Below are 20,489 nucleotides of genomic sequence, written 5' to 3' on the forward strand. Positions count from 1 at the left end.
GTCTCCTCCTTAAAGTTTTTTAGCGTTTACTTCCTGTATCAGCTTCGTAAAAAACTGACCTCGGAAGCATAGGCTTAAAGTTTTGTCCGAATAGTTCATATTACTTAAAATCAAATACAACTAATTTCCTAATCATTATAATTGCAAACGCTATAAAAAAAAGTAAACGAAAGTGGTATATACGGCCTACCTGAAGGGGGGGTAAACTTAGAGCAACAAGAACTTTCGGCGCATTATATTCTCGTTAAGCGGACGCTTGGGGCGTCCCGGAAGGAGTCAGCAGGCATGCATGATGTGTCTATCGTAATTCCCACCCGCAACCGGATCAAGGATCTTAAGCTGTGCATTGAGTCTATCGGCAGACAGACGGAGCTTGAGGACGTCTCGATTGAGCTGCTGATTGTTGACGATGGTGAAATTGAGAATAATGTACTGGATTATTTCCGCAGGGTGCTGGCGCAGATGCCACAGGCAGAACTGCGGTATTACCGTAAAACCAAACCCGGTGTCTGGCTCTCCCGCTATGAAGCGCTGGGACTTATTGACGGAGACATTCTGCTCACCTTTGACGATGACGCCGAGCTGGATGATCCGCTGTATATTCGCCGGATGCTTGACACCTACGCTGAGGACAAGTCTATTGTTGGTGTTGGCGGTATTGCCAAGGGCCTCTCCAGCAGCAGATCCGGCAAATGGCTTGGGAGACTTACCTTCCAAATGTCGGGTTCCCCCGGCAGGCTGTCAGCCAGCACACTGGCAGGTTCCCTGCTGCTCTGGGGCGAGACAGAGAACACCTTTGAAACGGACTTTTTTCACGGCTGCAACATGTCTTTCCGGGCTTCCGCACTGAGGGATATGAAGCCTTACCCGTGGATGACCAGCTATGCTGTGGCTGACGATATCTACATGTGCCATTTGGCCAGCAAATACGGCAAGCTCGTCATAAATCCCGATATGAAGATTACCCACCATGAATCTCCAAGCTCGCGCGACAAGGCGGGCCGGGTGGCGCGGGCAACCGCGGTCAATCATTATTACCTGCTGAATTTGCGCAAAGCACCGGCAAAGAATTACGCCGCCTTGCTGTGGACGCTGACCTATCTAACGGGCAAAGCCACACTTAAACGCAACTTCAATGCGGTCTCGGGCTACGTCAGCGGCATCCTCTTTGTGCTGAATCCCCGTAAGGACAAGTACCGCGAATTTATGCTGGACTAACCTTGCCGTGTTACGGTGAGACAAGCCAAAAACCCGCTCCCCGGAAGGGGAAGCGGGTTTTGCTTGTATAACTGGGCTCCTGCATATGAAGTATAAAATTATGCCGTTACCTCTTGGGTTACGTTAGCCGTGCGTTTGTTCTGGCGCAGGAAATACAGTGCAGTCAGTGCCAGGAAAACCACTGCATAGCTGAGCAAATAAACGATTTGCTCCCTCATCAAGGCGTAGTCGCCGCTGGCGACAATCGCTTTATAGCCGACGATGCTGTGTGTCATGGGGAGCCAAGGATTCACCTTCTGCATCCATTGCGGCAACAGCTCCAGCGGGAAAGTGCCCGCACTTGAGGTTAGCTGGAAAATCATCAGCACAATCGCCAGGAAACGTCCCGGGTTATCCAGCCAGGTTACCAACGCCTGGACAATCATCGTGAAGGTGAAGCTGACAAGCAGAGTGAATACATAGAAAAGCGGTACACTCTGCACCTCCAGCTTAAGGCCATACAATAATATCAGATCGGCAAGAACCGATTGAAGGACACTTACCAGCACAAAAGTCAGTGTACGGCTGACAAATCTGCCCATCGGCGTTGCCCCTGGCACACTGGATTCACGTAAGGAGAACACAGTCGTAAATACGAGTGCACCCATAAACAGTGCAAGCGACAGGAAATACGGCGCAATGCCACGCCCGTAGTGATCCAGCTTATAATCGGTTTTCTCCGTCAGCTTCACCGGCTCGGCGAACATATTCACTGTGTCATCGTCCGACTTCACCTCAGAGGTTTTGGCTGCGGCATCGGTCAGCTTCTGCGCCAATTCGCCGCTGCCGCTGGTCAGCTTGTCCGCACCGTCTTTCAGCTCACCTGCGCCATCCGTGAGCTTGCCTGCCCCTTGCGACAGGCCGTCCACACCGCTGGACAGCTTGCTTAGCCCTTGCTCAAGCTTCTCGGCGCCTTTGTTCAGCGCCGCTGCGCCATCCGCCAGCTTGCTGCCGCCCGCAGTCGCATCGCTCAGCTTCTGGCCAAAGGCCGTCAGCCCTGCGGCCAGCTGCGCGCCGCCATCCGACAGCTTCGCGGCGCCTAGAGCCAATTGCTGCTGTCCCTGGTCCAGCTTCGTGCTGCCGGCCAACAGCTGCTCCTGGCCCGCGTGCAGCTGCTGGCTGCCTGCGGCAACCTGCTGGCTTGCCGCCAGCAACTGCTTGAACTGCTCATTCTCCTGCAGTCCGGGGGTCGCCGCCATCATCTGCTCCAGCCCTTTGGCCACCTGCTCCGCTCCAGTGGCCAACTGACCGCTGGCCGCTTCGGAAGCCGTTAGTCCATCCTTGAGCTGGCTGCTGCCCGCCTTCGAGGACTGCAAGCCCATCTTAAGCTGCGCAGCACCGCTCTGCGACTTCACAGCGCCGTCCTGGAGTTGCTGCTCCGCCTTGGACAGCTTGCTTAAGCCGCCCGCCAGGTCTGTCGCCCCTTGCGTTAATGTGCCCGAACCCTGATTCAGGCTGCCCGCCCCATTGTGCAGCAGCTTGAGCCCGCTTTTCAGCTCAGTCGTACCGCTGGCAAGCTTGTTCAGGTTGCTTTTCAGCGTAGACAGGCCATCGTTCAGCTTACCTGCTCCGTCACTCAGCTTCGTTGCGCCGCTACCCGCGTCGCCGAGGCCTTCGGAGATCGTATCCACCTGCTCGAACATGCTGCGGGTATATGCCGCCGTAATTTGTGCGGAGAGCTTCGTTTTCAGCTTGTTCATCGCACTGCTGCCGATCTGACCGGCGACAAAGTTGTAGTCGCTGTTCGGCTCGAATATAATTTCAGCCTGCACCGGGTGCTCCTCGGTCAGCGTTGTGGCATTTTTGGAGAAATTCGCCGGAATCGTAATCGTCATATAATAGCGGTTATGGGCCATGCCATCCTTGGCTTCCGCCGCATTAACAAAATCCCACTTGAAATCTCTGTTGTCCTTCAGCTCCTTCACGAAATCCTTACCCACTTCCATAGCTTTACCTTCATACTTCGCACCTTGGTCCAGATTAACAACAGCAACAGGCAGCTTGCCGGTATTTCCGTAAGGGTCCCAGGAGCCTTCCACGAGAAAACCGCTGTACAGCATCGGCAACGCCGCCACGCCGAGTAAAGTGAGCAGCAGCATCGGCTTGCTCACGAGCATTTTCAAATCCTGCAAAAACACATTAATCGCTCTCATCTGCTCACACACCTTTCATATGGGGTCTGGTCGTAACTGCGGGGAATGTTTGGACTTCCGGCCGCTGCCCGTCTGCAGATTTCTTGATTTGTCCCGCTCTTTGCGGTGGAAATCCGCAGACAGCCTAATCATCCGGCCAGCTTTCCTGCGGAAAGCTCTCAGGCGGACGCTACCGCTCCGTAAGTATCCAAACTTCCCCTCCGTCACTTCTGCCCTTTTTATAATCTGCAAATTTATGAAAATTTTTCACAGACAATCATTATAATTGTAAAAAAATAGCCTTTACAGGCTGAATGCTTGGATTCTATGCCAGAATGCCATTTGAAATGAACAGGATCATATGCTCCTTAATCCGGCTTTTGTCCAGCGGCTCATGCTCCTTGTTCCATTCCGTGGTCAGCGCCAGATACAGACGAAGGATCATAAATGCAGCAACACTTGGATCGCAAGGCTTCGCTTCTCCCCGGCTGATTGCCAGCTCGATCTGCTGCCGCAGGAAATCCAGCGCATATTCCTCCATCCGCTTGACCCCTTCCAGTGCCTGGACTGTACCGATATCCCGCACCTCCTGGGCCAGCTTGATGAATAACTCATGATCAGAGCGGAATTCCAGGATGGAGTCCAGCAGATTGAAGAGCTTTTGGATAAAGCTGTTATTTTCCGCCGCCAAACGGCTCATGACCGAAGTCAGCTCTTGGGAGGCCTTGTCCAGAATTTCAGCGAACAGCTCATCTTTGTTTTTGAAAAAAGTATAAATCGTGCCTTTGCCCACATTCGCGATCTTGGATACCTGATCCATCGTTGTGGCTTTATATCCGAACTGTACAAAGGACTGCGTCGCCGCCTGCAGAATTAACGATTTGCGGTCAATGGACATGCTTCTTTCTCCTTCCTGACAGTTAAAATTGACTAAATTTTATTTTTGGTCACTCGGTCATAAATCAATTTACCACGTCTCCAGGCATATGACAAACATTTTAATTAAATTTTTATTTATGTCGCGGAACTTATGCAGATCTTATACAGGACTTATGCCAAAATGTCATGAATTAAGTATCCATTACCAGCTTGTCTGGGTTATGATAAGAAGGATGTGATCAAGAAACTAACTTTATGGATGGTGGAACATGTTCAAGAACAAAAAATCAGCGCTTATCCTGCTCACTCTCGTTCTTGCCAGCGCTCTTGCTGTCACAGCCTGCAGCAGCAATAAGAACAACAGCAGCAGTCCGGCTGAAACCGCCAGCGGCGCAAAGGTATCGACGGATGGGGGAACCAAATCCCTGGAGCAGACCTTTTATATCTATGACACTGTAGTGAACATCAAGGTGTTCGGCGACAATGTAACGCAAAAAAATATGGATCACATCCAGCAAATGCTGGAGCGAATGGATAAAGAGTTCAGCCGCACCAAGCAAGACGGAGAGCTGTATGCTGTAAATCAAGCTGCGGGCAAAGAGGCCGTGGCCGTCTCCGATGAAACTCTGGATATAGTCAAGCAATCGCTGAAATACGCCGAGGAAATGAACGGGCTGTTCGATCCGACAATCGGACCTCTGGTGGACCTCTGGAATATCGGTAATGGGGGAGATCATGTTCCTCCTCAGGCGGAAATCGACAAAGCCAAAGCGTTGACCAATTATAAGGACGTTATTGTGGATGATAAGGCGAAGACGGTCAAGCTGGCCAAAGAAGGCATGGTGCTGGATATGGGCGGGATCGGCAAGGGATATGCAGCCGACCGCATTGCCGATTATTTGAAGGAGCAGGGGCTCGACAGTGCGATGATTAACCTTGGGGGCAGCAGCATTATCGCGCTTGGCAACAAGCCTAACGGATCGCCGTGGAACATCGGCCTGCAGGACCCTGACCAGAGCCGCGGCACCCAGCTTGGAACGATCAAGATTTCTGATGAGGTTATCGACGCTTCTGGCGTATACGAACGTTTCTTCATGCAGGACGGTGTGCGTTATCATCACATTCTTGATCCGCGCACAGGTTTTCCTTCCCAGAACGGGCTGAAAAGCATTACGATTATGAGCCCTAACGCAACGGATGCGGATGCCCTGTCTACCGGCGTGTTCCTGATGGGCCTCGAAGACGGCATGAAATATCTTGAATCGCTGCCGGAGAAGGTCGATGCCTTCTTTATTACCGACGACAACAAGATTTATGCCACCTCAGGACTGCGGGACAGACTGCAGCTCACCGATCCTACGTATACTTTTGCTAACTAAATAATACCTGCAGAGCAATAAAAGAACGGCGGAGCCTGAGCTCCGCCGTTCTTTTTGCCGCACATAAGATTAAATGATAGGAAGTTCACTGAATTCCCGGTAGTTCGTGAAAATATAGCTCGGCTGATGATCCGTTCCCGGCTGCCGGCCGCGGGGATTGTACCAGATTGCCTTCCAGCCCGCCGCAAGCGCGCCAACCACATCATTGTCCCACGTATCCCCGACATAAAGCGATTGCTCCGCTGTTGTTCCGGTTACCTTATTCACATGGGCAAAGATTGCCGGGTCCGGCTTCGCCAGCCCGACGGCGTCCGAGATGAAGATCATCTCCTCAGGAATCAGCTTGTCTATGCCAAGTCCGCGCAGCTTGTTCATCTGATGCTCCTGCGGCCCGTTCGTAATGATGCCTACCTTGTGCCCAAGAGAGATAAACCGCTTAAGCTGCTCGGCCACACCCTCAATCATTTCAATACTGTATTGACGGCTAATGTACGACGCCTGGACTTTTGCCGCTTGCTCGCGGTTCAGCTTCAACCCATATTCGGCAAAAGCCAGCTCCAGCCGCAGCACCCGCGTCTCCTCGAGCGCAAGCTCTCCCCGCAAATACTGCGGCCAGAGCAAATCACTGTGATGCCTTACCTTATAAAACAGGTCGGCATAATTCAACGTGCTCTCGTCCGGTTGCAGCACCTCGCGCACAGCTTCCCGGAACGGCACCAAATGATCGTACAGCGTATCATCCAAATCCCAAAAAATCGCCAGTTTATTATTGCTTGTATTCACATTAACGCTCCTTACCAGGTTCTTTCAATTAGAAAAAAACAAATCGTAAGTATAAAATTCATCATCGCGGATATAGCCGTTCGCTTCATAGAGACGCTGTGCCTCGGTATTATGAGTCATTGTGGTCAGGGTCACGCCTTTGGAGCCTGTGCTCAGCGCAAAGTTCCGAACCCCCTCCAGAAGCAGAGAGCCCAGTCCGTGGCCGCGCTGCTCCGCAGCAACAAACAAATCATTCAATATCCATAGCCGCTCGGCCGTCACTGACGAAAAGGATGGGTACAGCTGTGCAAAACCTTCGGCCCGCCTGGATGATCCCTCACCCGTTACCGTCATGAACAGGACCGATTCCTTATTTTCCAGCCGCTCTTTCAGAAACCGCCTTGCTGTTTCCAGATCAGAGACCTGTCCATAATAGACACGGTATTCATCAAACAACGGAGCAACCAGCTCTACATCCCCGCAACCCGCCTGTTCCAAATAATAGCTTGCCATAAGTATTCCCGCTTCCCGGCCTTGGCCCTTTTACCATTATTTTAGAATAGCGTTCCTGCCGCAGACCATAGAGAGAATGACGTTTCATTTGGACAAAATCACCGGGTACTGCTCTAGTCTCTCAAATCGTAGAATACGTGGCGGGCGCTTACCTTACCCTCTTCAATATCCATGAGGCCGAAGGAATACTGCTTCTCCCGCCGCTTGTCCGTAGGAGAGCCCGGATTGAACAGCAGAATGCCGTTCTCCTTGCGCAGCAGCGGCTGATGGGAGTGGCCGAATAGAATGCAATCCACATCCTCACCTTCAAAAGCGAGCAGCGCATTCCCGTCAGTTCCCTTGCGGGAGTACGGCGCATGCCCGTGGATCATCCCGATGCGCACGCCTCCCAGCGTAATAATCTTGCGCTCACCAAGCCGCCGGATAATCTCAGCACCGTCATTATTGCCGGCAATCCCCTCCACAGGAGCAAGCTCTGCCAGCAGGTCATAAATCTCCATAGATACCCAATCACCCAGATGCAAAATCATATCCACCTTGCTGAATTCCTCAATAAGCACGGATGGCAGCCCTTTGGCACTGCTGGAAAGGTGCGTATCCGATACTACTCCTACCTTCATCTGCTTCAACTCCTAACCCGTATAATCATGAACACATATCACATATTGCAAGTACTTATTTTCAGCTAATTGTACGATTTGCCGGGGGGAGAAGCAAGTAAAGCGCTCATGCCAGGCGCATGGTGGGCTCATAGAAGACTCATGGTGGGCTGTAATTCTGCGCGCCGCCCCGGCAAGTCTTAGTGGAATTTCTCCAACTAATTTCGCTCAAATGGCGTAAAAAGAAGACCTCAGCTGTAATTTCTCCATCTAATCTCTATGTTTTAAGCCTCCAAGCCGCCTGGAGCGGCTATTAGTTGGAGTTTTTCCATTTTGTTCTTATAACAAGGCATATAGTGCGGAATTAGTTGGAGTTTTTCCATATAATCTTGCAGAATACGCAGCTTTCGGGTCGCACAACCGGGCCACAGGGATTGCCATAGCCGATCATCAAGCAGAAGCCTTATTTTTATGAAAAAAGGAGAGCCGACCGGCCCCCCTTGTAACTCCCGCTTAACTATTTAACTGCAGCAATCAATAAAATCCAATCGTGGATGAAGCCTCCTTCATCCATTCCCGCTTGCGCCCTTTGTCCAGCTCCCCGCGCATGCCGCGCACAAGCGCCTCGACATCGGCCCGGCCGTTCTCATGCCATTCCAGCGCTGCGCTGACATACAGCTCTCCGAGTTGGGTCAAGGAGAAGTCTGCGGTTAGCCGCGCCGCCGTGGCGACGCCCTCTTCACCGGCAAAAGCCGAGAAGCCCCGCAGCTTCAGGTACTCCAGCCGCAGCTCCTCGTCCGGCATTTTAATCTCATAGGCCCGGTCGAAACGTCCGGCGCGGTTCATGAGACCGGGATCTATTTTCTCCGGATAGTTGGTCGTACCAATTAGAAAAATACCTTCCTTCGAGGTGGCCCCGTCCAGCGTATTCAGGAAAAAGGATCTGACCTCCTGCGGCATGGAGTCGATATCCTCGATCACCAGCACCATCGGCGCCAGCCTTGCAGCGGCTTCAAATACCTCATTCACCGATTCGCTGCTCGTATATTCGGTGATCTGCCAATAGACTACAGGCCCAGGAACACTGCCGGCAATGGATTTGACCAGTGTGGTCTTGCCGTTGCCCGGATGGCCGTAGAGCAGAACACCTCTTTTGTAGGGAATATCATAGGTAACATAAAAGCTGCGGTCCGAATCGAAAAATTGGTCAAGCGAGCGGAAAATCTCTTTTTTGATGCCCGCCTCCAGCACCACATCCTCGCGTCCGACAGAACGTGTAATCGGCTCATCCTCACGGTAAATCCCGTTACGTCTGTCGGTGAAGACCGTCACCTTGTTGATATTCTGCTCCCGCTGCCGCTTGCGCACATTGCCCAGAAAACCCTGAAGCTGCTCGTCTGATGCGGCAAATACATAGTCCTGAAAGTTGATGCCGTTCTCCTGAAATACAGGAACCCGTGCCAGCGCTACGCCCATCTCAGGATAGGCCAGCACGTTGTTGCGGATCGACAGGTGAATGTTGTATTCCGGCTGCTCCTTGTCATCCTCATACACAAACGTCCGGTCCTCCAGAAGGTCGAAAATGCGCGCCACATGCTCCACACCGGGATGCCCGCTCTGCACATCATTCAGCAGCAGCGTCCAATATTCACTGTTGGGATCATCACTGGCGTACAGCTCATAGCGGACACCATAACGGGTGTACAAAGCTTCAAGAATTCCGTTCACCAGGCGTGCATAGGCATCATAGCCTTTGATCATCCCGGTGGTGTTCTCATCGTATTCGTAGATTACAGTCTGTTTCTTGTACTCCTTCTCCATAGTTACTTGGTCCCCTTTATCGCTGCGAGCGGCTTGCATTTGGCCACAACGGCAGCCAGCCCGGCACCCGTAACGCTTTCTATTATCTCATCTACATTCTTATAGGCTTGAGGCGATTCGTCAATGATAGCTTCCAGAGAATGCTGGTTGACGACGATCTCATCCTCTTTGCCTACCTTAAGCGCTTTGGAAAAATCATTGACGCTCACCAGCCGCTTCGTTGCCGAGCGTGAGCGGATGCGGCCCGCGCCGTGACAGATGGAATAATAATTCTCTTCCCCGCCGGGCTGGCCGACCATAATGTACGAAGCTGTGCCCATTGAGCCTGGAATCAGCGCCGGATGTCCGGTATCGGCATAAGGGCGCGGATTATCAGGATGTCCGGCGGGCAATGCGCGCGTTGCCCCTTTGCGGTGTACGAACTTGGCCCCGGAAGCGGTCTGCTCCATCCAGGCATAATTGTGCATCAGATCGTAGAGGGTGCGCAGCTCGCATTTCGGTCCGAACACATCGCGGAAGCCCTCGCGGACCGCGTAGGCGATCAGATGGCGATTCACCACCGCATAATTCAGCGCCGAATACATCAGATTGACATAGCGCTGCGCCTGCGGATGCGCAAGCGGTGCATAGATCAGGCGCGGATCGGCGCTGCCCAGCCCGAGCTGGCCCATCACCTTCGCAAAGGCCGGTGTGCAGAACTGGTTGACTATACCTCCCCATGCTCTGGAGCCGGAATGAATCATCACGGCAACCTGCCCGTCGCGCAGCCCCCAGGCTGCCGCCAGCTCCCGCTGCTCCTCGGCGACCTCAATCGCCTGAATCTCCACGAAGTGGTTGCCGCCGCCCAGCGTTCCGAGCTGCCGATGCCCCCGGTGCCAGGCCATTTCCGGAAGCTCATTCAGAATGTCCTCGTCAAAATTAAGCTTGCTGATCTCGACATGTGACAAAGCGCTCGACTTCTTCGGCGTATAGCTGTCCGGCACATATTTGTTCGGCAGTCCGTGCAGCCCCTTGCGGACGATGTTCTCCAGCCGGATATCGCTGTAGTGCCCACGTTGCTGCTGCTCCATCGGCAAGTATCTCTCGATGGCCCGCACCAGCTTCCGGCGCAGCTTCACCTCGCGCAGATCGTCCTTGTGGAGCGTGGTCAGATGCACGCGCATGCCGCAGCCGATATCGCTGCCGACGATAGACGGGGACACATAACCGTCAGCGGCATCCCACACCGCCGTGGTACCGATGCAGGTTCCGACGCCAACATGCACATCCGGGGTGTAGCTCATATATTCGATATTCGGGATTTGCAGGTTGTTGTTCGCCATCTCAAGTACTTTATAATCCAGCGAAGCAAACAACTGCTCACTAGCGTAAACCTTCAGATCGCCGCCCGGCAGGGCAAGCTCATGTTTATAGCGGGCCTCATAATCGCCCGTGTGCTGCATATTCATAATTGTCGTTCAATTCCCTTCAAATTGTAAATTCTAAATGTGTGGAGCGAATAAAATTCGCACGCAAAAAAGCCGCAGATCATGATCTGATCCACGGCTCCTGACATTGCTAAGCGTGTTCTAAAAACCAGCCTAAGGCCAGTATTCATCATGCGGGCATACCCGTACTGTTAAGCTTCAACAGAACAGGCTGGTGCACATCATGTTTCCCGGACGAGGTCGATCAGATCAGATCTTCCATATGCGGTTGTAAGCTGTAAATTTCCAATCATGACCCATCGGCCTCCCTTCTAATTTCGATAAATCCAATAATAAACGGCGTTCCTGCTTTATGTCAACCCTTTTATTGGAAAAGTAATTATTTGAATTTGTGCCAGTCCTGGCTGCTGTTCTCCAGCAAATGGGCAAAATCATTGTCCAGACGTTTCTGCTCCGCCTTGCGCTGATCCTCTGCCGCCTTTCTCGCGGCCTCTTTTTTGTCGTTCTCTTCAGCCTTCAGCGCATCTGACTGCGCCTTCAGCTTATCCAGCACATCGCTGCTCAGCAGATCCTTCAGGGTTGCCGGAGCATCCGCAGCCGCCGGGCGCGGCGCAGGAGTTGTTTTTTTCTTTTTTGCCACTTTCAATCATCCTTTCGGGAGAGTGTATCTATATAAATTGAACTAGAGATTTTCTACTTTGGGATTTGGCCGTGATTGCGTGGAATGTTTGGACTTCCGGCCGCTACCGCTCCTACAGTTCCAAACTTCTCCTCCGTCACTCTTGCCTTTTTGTTAATTTTTCAAGTTCAATTTATATAGTTATTTATTTTTCTAATATTTCAAATTTGTTTTAGTGCAGAGCCTTTTCGTTTATAATGATCTGTAAGAGGTGAGCCTTATGAAATCTACAGATTTGTGTCCACGATTACAAAAAAGCATGGATATCATCGGCCGGCGCTGGACGGGCTTAATCATCTATCAGCTTCTCCAGGGACCGCAGCGGTTCAGTGTCATCGAAGCCGCGCTCCCGGTCAGCGGCAGACTTCTCTCCGAGCGGCTCAAGGAACTTGAACAGGAGGGCATCGTCCACCGCGAGGTATTTCCCGAGACACCTGTAAGAATACAATATTCCCTGACAGATAAAGGCCGCGCGCTGGAATCGGTCATCCGTGACCTGCAGATGTGGTCGGAATCATGGATTACGGAGGCAGACTGCCAGCCTGAGCCGTCTCCCCACCATAAGCACGGCCAGTGATCTGTCACTGCTCCGGCGGCATTTCCCTCACAGATTAAAGCTTGCGGCCAACAATCACCAGGTCACGCATGACCCCATCCATTTCGGCAACGCCCGGCAAGAGGCCCCATTCTTCAAAACCAAACTTCCGCAGCAGCGACAGACTTGGCTCATTATGGCCAAATACAAAGCCAACGAGATTCTGCAGGCCAAGGCGCGGGCATTCTGCAAGCGCTTTGGTCAGCAGTAGCCTCCCTGCCCCTGTGCCGCGGAATTTTTCATTTACATAGACACTGATCTCGGCGGTGCCGTTATAGGCCGGTCGGCCGTAAAAGGACTGAAAGCTGAACCAGGCGGCGATTTCGCCATCCTTTTTGAGTACCCACAGTGGCCGGTGGTGGCTGTTATGCTCATGGAACCACTTTTCTCTGTCCGCAACACTCACTGGCTCCAGATCAGCAGTCACCATCCGTCCGGCAACCGTCGAGTTATAAATATCCACTATAGCCGCCAAATCCCCGGCTGCCGCATCTTCGATGCTGTAGTCTTGCCACACCATGCTGTATTCCCCCCGCTTATTGCCTTTTCAAAATATATGATTATGTTACAACATATCAGGGGATTAAGAAAAGCTTCTTACAATCACGACACAAAAAGGCTGGTCCGCCCGGGAATGATAATCCACGGGCAGGCCAGCTTTTTAAGGTTAATAAGACAGTTTCTACTTCAGTTGATATAGTCTGTAGATCAGAGCGGCTGCTTCTGCTTTGGTTGCCGTTTGTGCCGGACGGAAGGTACCGTCCTCAAAACCTCCGAAGAGCTTGGTGCTCTTGGTTAAAGCAACGCCTGCTGCTGCCCACTTGGCAATTTTACCGCCATCGGTGAAGGCTGCATTCACATTCCCTGGATCAGTAACTGCCTTCGCTCCATTGTAGAGCGTAAGGGCGCGTGCCAGCATCGTGGCGATTTCCTGACGGGTAATTGTAGCCTCAGGGTCGAAAGCCGCAGCGGATTTGCCTGTGATAATTCCTGCTGCATAAGCAGCGGCAATTTCATTGTAGCCGGAGCTTCCAGCCGCGATATCTTTGAATGGCAGGGTCAGTCCCGTGCCATCCAGACCATAGGCTCTGGAAATCCATGCAGCAAACTGAGCACGGGTTACCTTGTCCGAAGGATTAAACTCCCCGGTCTGGTCTACAATTCCCTTGGTTAACAAGTAGTTGATTTCCTTCACAGCCCAATGGTTCTGCGCTACATCCGTAAAAGTACCTGTTCCGAGCATTACGGTATAACGGCTGAAATGGCCTCGCGGCGCACTCACGGTTTGGGTAACCGGATCATATTTGCCGCCAACCGATTCCCAGGTCAGGTTTGTCTCATTGAGCACATAAACTGTGAGATTCTCAAGATTTGCTGCTGCGTATTTCGATGTATCAATTGCGGAGACATCGAAGGTCACGTTGATCGGCTTCTCGAAGCTTTTAACTGCCTTATCTCCTACCGTTGCGCTGAATTCCATCACCGGCAGGGTAGCCAGCGGCTCCGCCTGGCTTGGCTTGCCGATCACGGCGTTCTCCACAACTTCCGCTGCAAGAGTAATCTTCTGTCCTGCTTCCACAGTGCCGAACGTGTCCGGCTCAATGGTAAATGCCGTTTTACCCATCTGGAGCTTGAGTCCGTCGACACCATTGTTTTGGATCATTGTCAGAATCTCCGAAGGAAGTGAAGTGTTCAGCTTGTTCACACCTTCACCGACCGGAGGAATCTCTACAGTCAAGGAAACTTTGAGTTCACTGGCCAGACCTGATCCGAGCTTGGCTGTCAGCTCCTCTGATACAGCAGCCAGAGCCTTCTTGGAGGCTTCAATCTGTTTGCTGACCAAATCTTCTGTCAATTGCGATGAGACGGAGTTCCCCGCTACAGTCACATTTTCCTTGGCGATTGTTACTTCGCCCGCTTTGTTCAGAGCCGCCTGGCTGGAAGATACCACGCCACTCTTGATTTGCTGGATATCCGCCGCAGCGACACCCTGTGCGTTGTTCAACACTGCCGCTGCATTCTGTATCAGCGTCTGTGCAAAGGCAACAGCCTTCTCACCTGTGTCCAGATGATTCAGCACATAAGGAGCACTGCCTACAAGCTCATTGATGGAGCTGACAATCTTCTGCTTCTCTGCCGGATCTTGAATGGTTGCGAGCAATTGGGCAGCACTGTCCAAGGCTTGAGACAGGCTCTTGCTGTTCTTCTCAGCTTCTTGAGGCGTTGTTACGGATTTGAGCGAATTAGCAATGCTGCTCAGTGCGCTTTGAGCTACGGCCGCCCGTTCTGCCGGTGTTCCGGCTGTATTCTTCACCAAATCCTGAAGCTTAGTGTTCTGTTCATTTACGCTTGCATTCGGCGCCGGGGTTGGTGTTGGAGTTGTAACTGTACCGCCGCCTGTGCCGCCATTGCTTCCGCCGGGATTTGTTCCGTTTCCGGGATTCGCTCCATTTCCAGGTGTGCTTCCGCCATTATCCAAATCTTCACCTGGAGGAGTGGTTCCCGGATCTACTACTGTGCCCTCTTTCGTTTCCAGTACGAATTTTTTGTTCAGGCTATAACTCTGTCCATTGATAGTAATGTTTGCTTTAATTACATAACTTCCGTCCTTCAACGTTACGGAGGCATTCAATGGATAGCTTAATGAGCTTCCTTCATATAGCTTGTTTCCCGCTTCATCTTCAATGATGTAGGAACCGGCCTCCGGATTAATAGTAGTATGACCGCTGGATGAACCATAGCTGGTAACCAGGATTCTTGGTTTGGACAGTTGGCCAATCGCATTGCCTGCTGTATCAACCAATCCAACCTTCAGCCAGTTATAGGAGCTGCTGCGGACCAATTTTCCATTCTGGAGTCCAACGATGTCCAGTCCGGCAATTGCGCCGGGACTCAACTCGGTGAACTTTCCTGCTTTGAGCGTATTTCCTGATAAGCGAATATTATATTGGTATTCCAGGCTGCCGATCATCTGGTCTAAATTCACAATAACTTCGCCAGGCGTCAACTGAACCTGTGTGGCATCATAAGCATAACCTCTAAGCTTCGATTGAGCTGCTGTGATGTAATCCACAGTGTAGATGCTTCCTGATTCCGGTGCAACCACAGTAGCCAGATCGCTAGCCGAATCATTATAGATCCATGTATTATCCCCTGCGGTAATCACTACATTATCACGATAAATAAAAGTGTCTCCGTTCGTATGGGCCAATACGCTGTAGGTTCCCTCAGTAGCATAAAAGTAGTTCTGGTCACTTTTGTTACTGTCAATTACGTAAGGAACATAATCCACGCCGGACAAGCCTTTACGGATAAGGGATAATTCCTCCATATACTCCGTAAGATTGACTTTACTTACCTCTTGGAGAGCATCTCTTGCATCAAGCACCAGTGAATATTCCTTGCCCGGCGCTGTTTGCACAGAACCGTACATGTAGTATCCGTATTTGGATTCAACTCCCATATTGCTGCGGTTATAGCGCATGAAGTCTACACCGACAACCGAAGGTGCTTCTACAATAAGGAAAGCCTGCTGATCGTCAATGTTGATAAACTGGGATTGATGAATGGTAGTTCCGTCGTTTTTCTTGATTCTAGCCTGTACGTAGGCATAATCCAGCGGCACTCCACCGGCATATGCTCCTTCCGGCTTATCCAGTCCCCGGACCCGTATTACGGATTGCGATTTTGGATCTATAACGGCTACCGATACTGTTTTGGACAGGTAGTCGGATTTTTCGAAGAAAAACTCTCCGAGATAGGAGCTTTCGCTTGCCGGGAGCGTGAATTGACCCTCTGCATCGGTCACTCCCACTTCTTTGCCATAGCGTGTAATTTTCACGCCCGGCAGAGCTTTGCCTACAGCCCCAGTTGTATGTTCACGTACGGTGAAGGTAATCTTTCCGGCCTGATCAACTGTTAGATAAGGTTTGTTCACCAAGTCAACCAGCTTACCTGCTTTATCACGGATTTCCACTTCCAGCTCTTGCTTCGGTAAAACCCGCAACTGGGCTTCAGCAAGAACCTCACCCTTCACATATCCGCCATTCTGATAGACATAAGGGACGAACTGGACTTTATAGTCTCCTGACTTCACAGGTTTCCATTCCCGTTTGTCAATGCGTTTGAGGAGGCCATCCTTTTCTTCAGTTGTCCAAGAAAGCGAGTTCTCTTCAACAATGGCTCCGTCTGCATCCAGAATCTGAATTCGGTAGTTGCCGTTCAAATCAAGAGCATTCTGATTCTCGTCAGACATAACCACCCGCATTTCCAGATTCTCACCCAGAACGATCTGGTTGCGGATTTCATCCTGAGCATAATAATTCGAGCCCAGCACTTTCAGAATAATCTGCGAATTGTAGCTGCTTCCAGCCTTAAGGGAATACTCATTGTCTGTTGGGGTGAAGAAGGACTTCAGAACAACCTGATTCGTATAGTTGCTGTTGCCTGCATTTCCGACTGTTGTTGCCGCAGTCAGACGGTGAATTTCTTCCCCTTTGTGAACGTACAAGATAGAATCTGCTGACGGCACAGATCCACTAGCCTGGTTGTAGTTCAATTTGTTATTTAAATAAGATACCTTTACCTGCCCTTGACCTTGTCCGCGATCCGGCACCTGGAGCTTCAGCGCACTAAAATCCTCAGACTTGGCTACATATTCTATGTTACTAACCGATTCATCCGGCTTTACCTGATGATGCAAAACAACCCTGCCGCTAGTCCCAGGAATGGCTGCAACGGCTGCGATATCATATTCCAGGCCTTTCTTAACGTATATAACATTTGCAGCTATATCCTGGAAGATACTTGAGCTGCTGTGCTGTTTATAGTGATTATTTGTTGTAATAGAAATGGATTTCACCTCTAAAGGTGCTCCATCCCAAGAGTACTGAAGGTTCAAGCGGCTGTAGTCACTGCCATTCTGGATAATAGCAAGATGACTTCCGTCTACGGCGGAGTAAAGCGCCGATTGGCTCGTATGGAACATATACGTTTCATTGTTCACGGCTTTAATAAGTGTTTTGTAATCCCCCGACACTCCGGCTGTTTTTAGTACCAGCACATCTAGTCCGGAACCCCCCAATCTTTGAACAACGCCGTTTGGCCAGCTAGTGTTATCATAGCTCTGGCGTATCAGATTGCCTTCCTTATCAAGGTAACGGATAGCTGCTGTATATGTCCCTGCCTGCTGCTTGTCGGTGATATACAAAGGCGTGACCTCATAGTTATCCGTTCCTGACTTAACAGAAATTATCAGGACAGAGTTAGCCAATGGGGAATCTGCTTTGCCAGCCAGTTCGATCTGACCCGATGCATTGGTGACAAAGCCATTATAATATTTAGCATACGCCCGTACTTCAATTCTCTCGTTTGCCAGCGGCACCCCATTGCTTAAGAACGAGACTCTAATGCTCTTATCATCACTGCGAACTTCCCCCGCAGCGGCTTCCACGTATGTATCCGAATCTTTTGCCATATGTTCTACGACAACTTGAATCTTAGTTGAAGCAGGAACTTTAATGCTCTGGGGATCTGTAACTACCTTCCCTGACTGCCCCTGATACTCTGCCTGCAGAGTGTATTCCTCCCCTGCTTTCAGCCCCTCAAAAGCGATGCCGGAATAATAGACCGAGTACACTGAATCTGTCGCAGACAGACGTTCTACCTGGTTTTTCCACTTCGTCTGACTGGCTACCTCATTCCCATCCTTAAGAAGTGAGAACTTCACCGTATTAAGTGTCTTATAATCTCCATAGGTAACATCCAGTACACTGTTCACGGAGATCTTTTGATTACCGTCCAGCGTCTTCTCGGAGGACACCACCCCCGCTTTCAAGGATGCCGCCGATACCTCCAGCACACCCATAAAGGACAACATGAAAACCAATAATAGCGAAACTGTACTTCTCAACCTTTTTGAATACATAGCTGTCTCCTTTTCCTCATGATAGTATAATTCTACCCATGACTTTTCCCCCAGCAGAATTGTCAAAATTAGATAGACATAGTGGAATCCTACCCAAGGACCTAGTTGATGTCAATCAATTCCTGTTATAAATTCTCATATTTTATCGTAAAAAAAGATATTTTGTTACAATTCGCCAGCATCCCCAAAATAAAGGCGGGACTTAAGTTGTAGGACTTCATGAATATGCAAATAAATGTATGATTCTCTCTAATTTATACGCACGTTAGATTCAGCAAAATCAGATGCCCGGACGCAGCCAGCAACTTCTCCTGCTTGTACGTGCACCCTGCAGGGTTATGATCTATAATGAGAACGTTGCTTTGTAACGTGAATCTGAAAGGGGAATTACTGAAATGAATGAAGCTCTATCCACCTTGGAGCAAGGAATGGCGGGCGGGGGCCTGGATGCGCTGCTCGTTACCGATCCGAAGCATGTGTATTATTTGACCAGGTTTGCCAGTAATCCGCATGAGCGTTTTCTGGGACTGCTGCTGATTCGCAGCGAGGAACCGGTATTGATTGTTCCGGCGCTGGACGCTGAAGCGGCGCATGCCGCCTCAGAGGTAACGAAGATTCTGACGCACAGCGATACGGACAATCCTTACGAGCTGCTTAAAGCTTGTTTTGGCGGCACAAAGCCCGGAACGATTGGCATCGAGAAGGAGCATTTCTCCGTGAGCCGCTACGAGCAACTGGCTGCGGCGGTTCCTGCAGACCGCTTCAATGATATCGGCCATCTACTGCGGGCCATGCGCGCCAAGAAAACACCTGAAGAAGTCAGCCGGATGAAGCATGCCGCCGAGCTGGTGGAGGAGGTTCTCCGCCGCGGGCTTACGCATGTCAAAGATGGGGTAAGCGAAATCGAGCTGGTCGCCGAACTGGAATATCAGATGAAAAAGGTCGGAGCCGCCGGCCCCTCTTTTGATACAATGGTGCTCTCCGGTCCGAAGACCGCCCTGCCGCACGGTGTGCCGGGCGACCGCATCATCCAGCCGGGAGATTTCCTGATGTTCGATCTTGGCGTATATGCCGCAGGTTATGCCTCCGACATTACCCGTACCTTTGCCGTAGAAGAAACAGACTCCAAGCTGGCTGAAATTTACCATACGGTACTTGCTGCCAATGAAGCCGGCATTGCCGCTTCCCGGGCGGGAGCAACGTTCGGCTCTGTAGACCGCGCAGCGCGGGAAGTTATTGAAGCTGCCGGCTACGGCGCTTATTTCATGCACCGGGTCGGACACGGCCTTGGCATGGACACGCATGAGTATCCTTCTCTTCACGGGTTGAATGAGGACATTATCGAGAACGGCAATGTATTTACCATAGAGCCGGGAATTTATGTGCCGAATCTCGGCGGAGTGCGTATCGAAGATGACGTATTTATTACCGCTGAAGGCCCGCAGACGCTGACAAGCTTTCCGAAAGAGCTGACGGTGCTGCATTTATAGGCGCGGCTAAGTAACAGACAGTTTACATAAGCTGCCTTTGCCTTTATCACTGCATATCTGTACAACAAAAAAAGCAGCATCCTTCCCCTGTCGGGGCGGACTGCTGCTTTTTCTGTTATTTTACATAGGCATAACGCCGTGATTATCCGAAGCTTGATGAACCTTCTGTTCATCCTCCGCAAACCGGAAGGAGCGGGCAATGTACAGAATCGGCGTTGCTGCCCCGGTCAAGAGGAATTTTACTATATAGGTGGTCAGCAGAATCTCCGTCCATACCCGCAAATCGTAGGTCCCGGCAAATGCAATGGTGCAGAAAATCAGCGTATCTACAAAAGAGCTGACCATCGTGCTGCCATTGGAGCGAATCCACATCTGGCGCGGACTTCCATAATAGCCCCGAATCCATGAGTACAAGCGTACGTCGAGGAACTGGCTGACAAAATAAGCGGTAAGGCTGCCCAGCGCAAGCCGTGGCATCAGACCGAAAATGGTCTGCAGCGAGGATTGGGCAATATCCGTTTCCTGCGGCTCGAACTTCAGCACCATCTGCATGATCACTGTAGTCATCAGCAGGGTGAAAAAGCCAAACCATACTGCATTCCGCGCCTCCGCGCGCCCGTATTTCTCATTCAGCAAATCGCTGGTCATATACAGTGTGACGTACATCGTATTGCCCAGTGTCATAACGATATCAAACGGCATGGCAATAGTTTTGGCTACCTGAATGTTGGCGATAACCGTTGCAACACCTACCCAGGCGTACAGCCCTTTTTTACCGAACAGCCGGTAGCAGAGCAAATAGAAGCCAAAATTGACCACAACAAATAAAATACCCCAAAGCAAATTAAACATGTATTTCACAAGCCCCCTAGTTTTGTTTACGCGGGATGGTTACGAACCGCGGTGTTCAGGCTGTTTAGACCAAAACATTACTACTCTACCACAAGAGAAGCTAACATGCTATGAAAATTTCAATTTTCAAGGATATCTGACATGATCTTTTTTTTTCGCAAAACAGGTAAAGTATTCG

At 50.9% G+C, this 20,489-nt stretch carries 15 protein-coding genes and 1 riboswitch; of the genes, 4 read left to right on the top strand and 11 right to left on the bottom strand.

Going from position 1 to position 20,489, the window contains the following annotated elements; genetic code table 11:
- Positions 1-285: 285 nt before the first annotated feature.
- A complete protein-coding gene (locus ACX1DY_RS12100) occupies positions 286-1,218 on the top strand; it encodes a glycosyltransferase family 2 protein (protein WP_458964445.1) in 933 nt (310 codons plus the stop codon).
- A gap of 98 nt (positions 1,219-1,316) precedes the next feature.
- Here ACX1DY_RS12100 and ACX1DY_RS12105 read toward each other — a convergent pair whose 3' ends face one another.
- On the bottom strand, positions 1,317-3,410 hold the full coding sequence (locus ACX1DY_RS12105) for a YhgE/Pip family protein (protein WP_458964446.1): 2,094 nt from the start codon (positions 3,408-3,410) through the stop codon (positions 1,317-1,319).
- Between the two features lie 304 nt (positions 3,411-3,714).
- A complete protein-coding gene (locus ACX1DY_RS12110) occupies positions 3,715-4,287 on the bottom strand; it encodes a TetR/AcrR family transcriptional regulator (RefSeq protein ID WP_458964447.1) in 573 nt (190 codons plus the stop codon).
- Positions 4,288-4,537: 250 nt separating this feature from the next.
- Between ACX1DY_RS12110 and ACX1DY_RS12115 the strand changes: the two genes are divergently transcribed.
- Positions 4,538-5,647 carry an FAD:protein FMN transferase gene (locus tag ACX1DY_RS12115; RefSeq protein ID WP_458964448.1) on the top strand — a complete coding sequence of 370 codons (1,110 nt, stop codon included), beginning with the start codon at positions 4,538-4,540 and terminating at the stop codon, positions 5,645-5,647.
- A 69-nt stretch (positions 5,648-5,716) separates the two neighbouring features.
- On the opposite strand, the gene ACX1DY_RS12120 is transcribed toward ACX1DY_RS12115, so the two are convergent.
- The 6 genes from ACX1DY_RS12120 to ACX1DY_RS12145 all read right to left on the bottom strand — a co-directional run bounded on the left by ACX1DY_RS12120 (position 5,717) and on the right by ACX1DY_RS12145 (position 11,409).
- Positions 5,717-6,430, bottom strand: coding sequence for an HAD family hydrolase (locus ACX1DY_RS12120; RefSeq protein ID WP_458964449.1), 714 nt, complete (start codon positions 6,428-6,430; stop codon positions 5,717-5,719).
- Between the two features lie 24 nt (positions 6,431-6,454).
- Positions 6,455-6,922, bottom strand: a complete 468-nt coding sequence (locus ACX1DY_RS12125; protein ID WP_458964450.1) for a GNAT family N-acetyltransferase — start codon at positions 6,920-6,922, stop codon at positions 6,455-6,457.
- 113 nt (positions 6,923-7,035) lie between these two features.
- A complete protein-coding gene (locus tag ACX1DY_RS12130) occupies positions 7,036-7,542 on the bottom strand; it encodes a metallophosphoesterase family protein (RefSeq protein WP_458964451.1) in 507 nt (168 codons plus the stop codon).
- A gap of 513 nt (positions 7,543-8,055) precedes the next feature.
- A complete protein-coding gene (locus tag ACX1DY_RS12135) occupies positions 8,056-9,342 on the bottom strand; it encodes an ATP-binding protein (protein WP_458964452.1) in 1,287 nt (428 codons plus the stop codon).
- Positions 9,343-9,344: 2 nt separating this feature from the next.
- Complete coding sequence (locus ACX1DY_RS12140) at positions 9,345-10,790, bottom strand: RtcB family protein (protein WP_458964453.1); 1,446 nt, start codon at positions 10,788-10,790, stop codon at positions 9,345-9,347.
- Positions 10,791-11,148: 358 nt separating this feature from the next.
- A complete protein-coding gene (locus ACX1DY_RS12145) occupies positions 11,149-11,409 on the bottom strand; it encodes a YqkE family protein (RefSeq protein ID WP_458964454.1) in 261 nt (86 codons plus the stop codon).
- A 259-nt stretch (positions 11,410-11,668) separates the two neighbouring features.
- Here ACX1DY_RS12145 and ACX1DY_RS12150 point away from each other — a divergent pair, with 259 nt between their 5' ends.
- Positions 11,669-12,025, top strand: coding sequence for a winged helix-turn-helix transcriptional regulator (locus ACX1DY_RS12150; protein WP_458964455.1), 357 nt, complete (start codon positions 11,669-11,671; stop codon positions 12,023-12,025).
- Between the two features lie 34 nt (positions 12,026-12,059).
- Here ACX1DY_RS12150 and ACX1DY_RS12155 read toward each other — a convergent pair whose 3' ends face one another.
- Both ACX1DY_RS12155 and ACX1DY_RS12160 read right to left on the bottom strand, forming a co-directional pair.
- The gene (locus tag ACX1DY_RS12155) at positions 12,060-12,563 is read right to left on the bottom strand and encodes a GNAT family N-acetyltransferase (protein WP_458964456.1); all 504 of its coding nucleotides are present in this window, start codon (positions 12,561-12,563) and stop codon (positions 12,060-12,062) included.
- 162 nt (positions 12,564-12,725) lie between these two features.
- A complete protein-coding gene (locus tag ACX1DY_RS12160) occupies positions 12,726-17,969 on the bottom strand; it encodes an S-layer homology domain-containing protein (RefSeq protein WP_458964457.1) in 5,244 nt (1,747 codons plus the stop codon).
- Between the two features lie 395 nt (positions 17,970-18,364).
- Between ACX1DY_RS12160 and ACX1DY_RS12165 the strand changes: the two genes are divergently transcribed.
- Positions 18,365-19,459: a M24 family metallopeptidase gene (locus ACX1DY_RS12165; protein ID WP_458964458.1), complete on the top strand. Its 1,095-nt coding sequence runs from the start codon at positions 18,365-18,367 to the stop codon at positions 19,457-19,459.
- Positions 19,460-19,579: 120 nt separating this feature from the next.
- Here the strand turns inward: ACX1DY_RS12165 and ACX1DY_RS12170 are convergent, their stop codons facing one another.
- Complete coding sequence (locus tag ACX1DY_RS12170) at positions 19,580-20,311, bottom strand: queuosine precursor transporter (protein WP_458964459.1); 732 nt, start codon at positions 20,309-20,311, stop codon at positions 19,580-19,582.
- A gap of 10 nt (positions 20,312-20,321) precedes the next feature.
- Positions 20,322-20,367: riboswitch (PreQ1 riboswitch) on the bottom strand.
- Positions 20,368-20,489: the final 122 nt, after the last annotated feature.

The sequence above is a fragment of the Paenibacillus sp. BAC0078 genome (genome assembly GCF_054483875.1).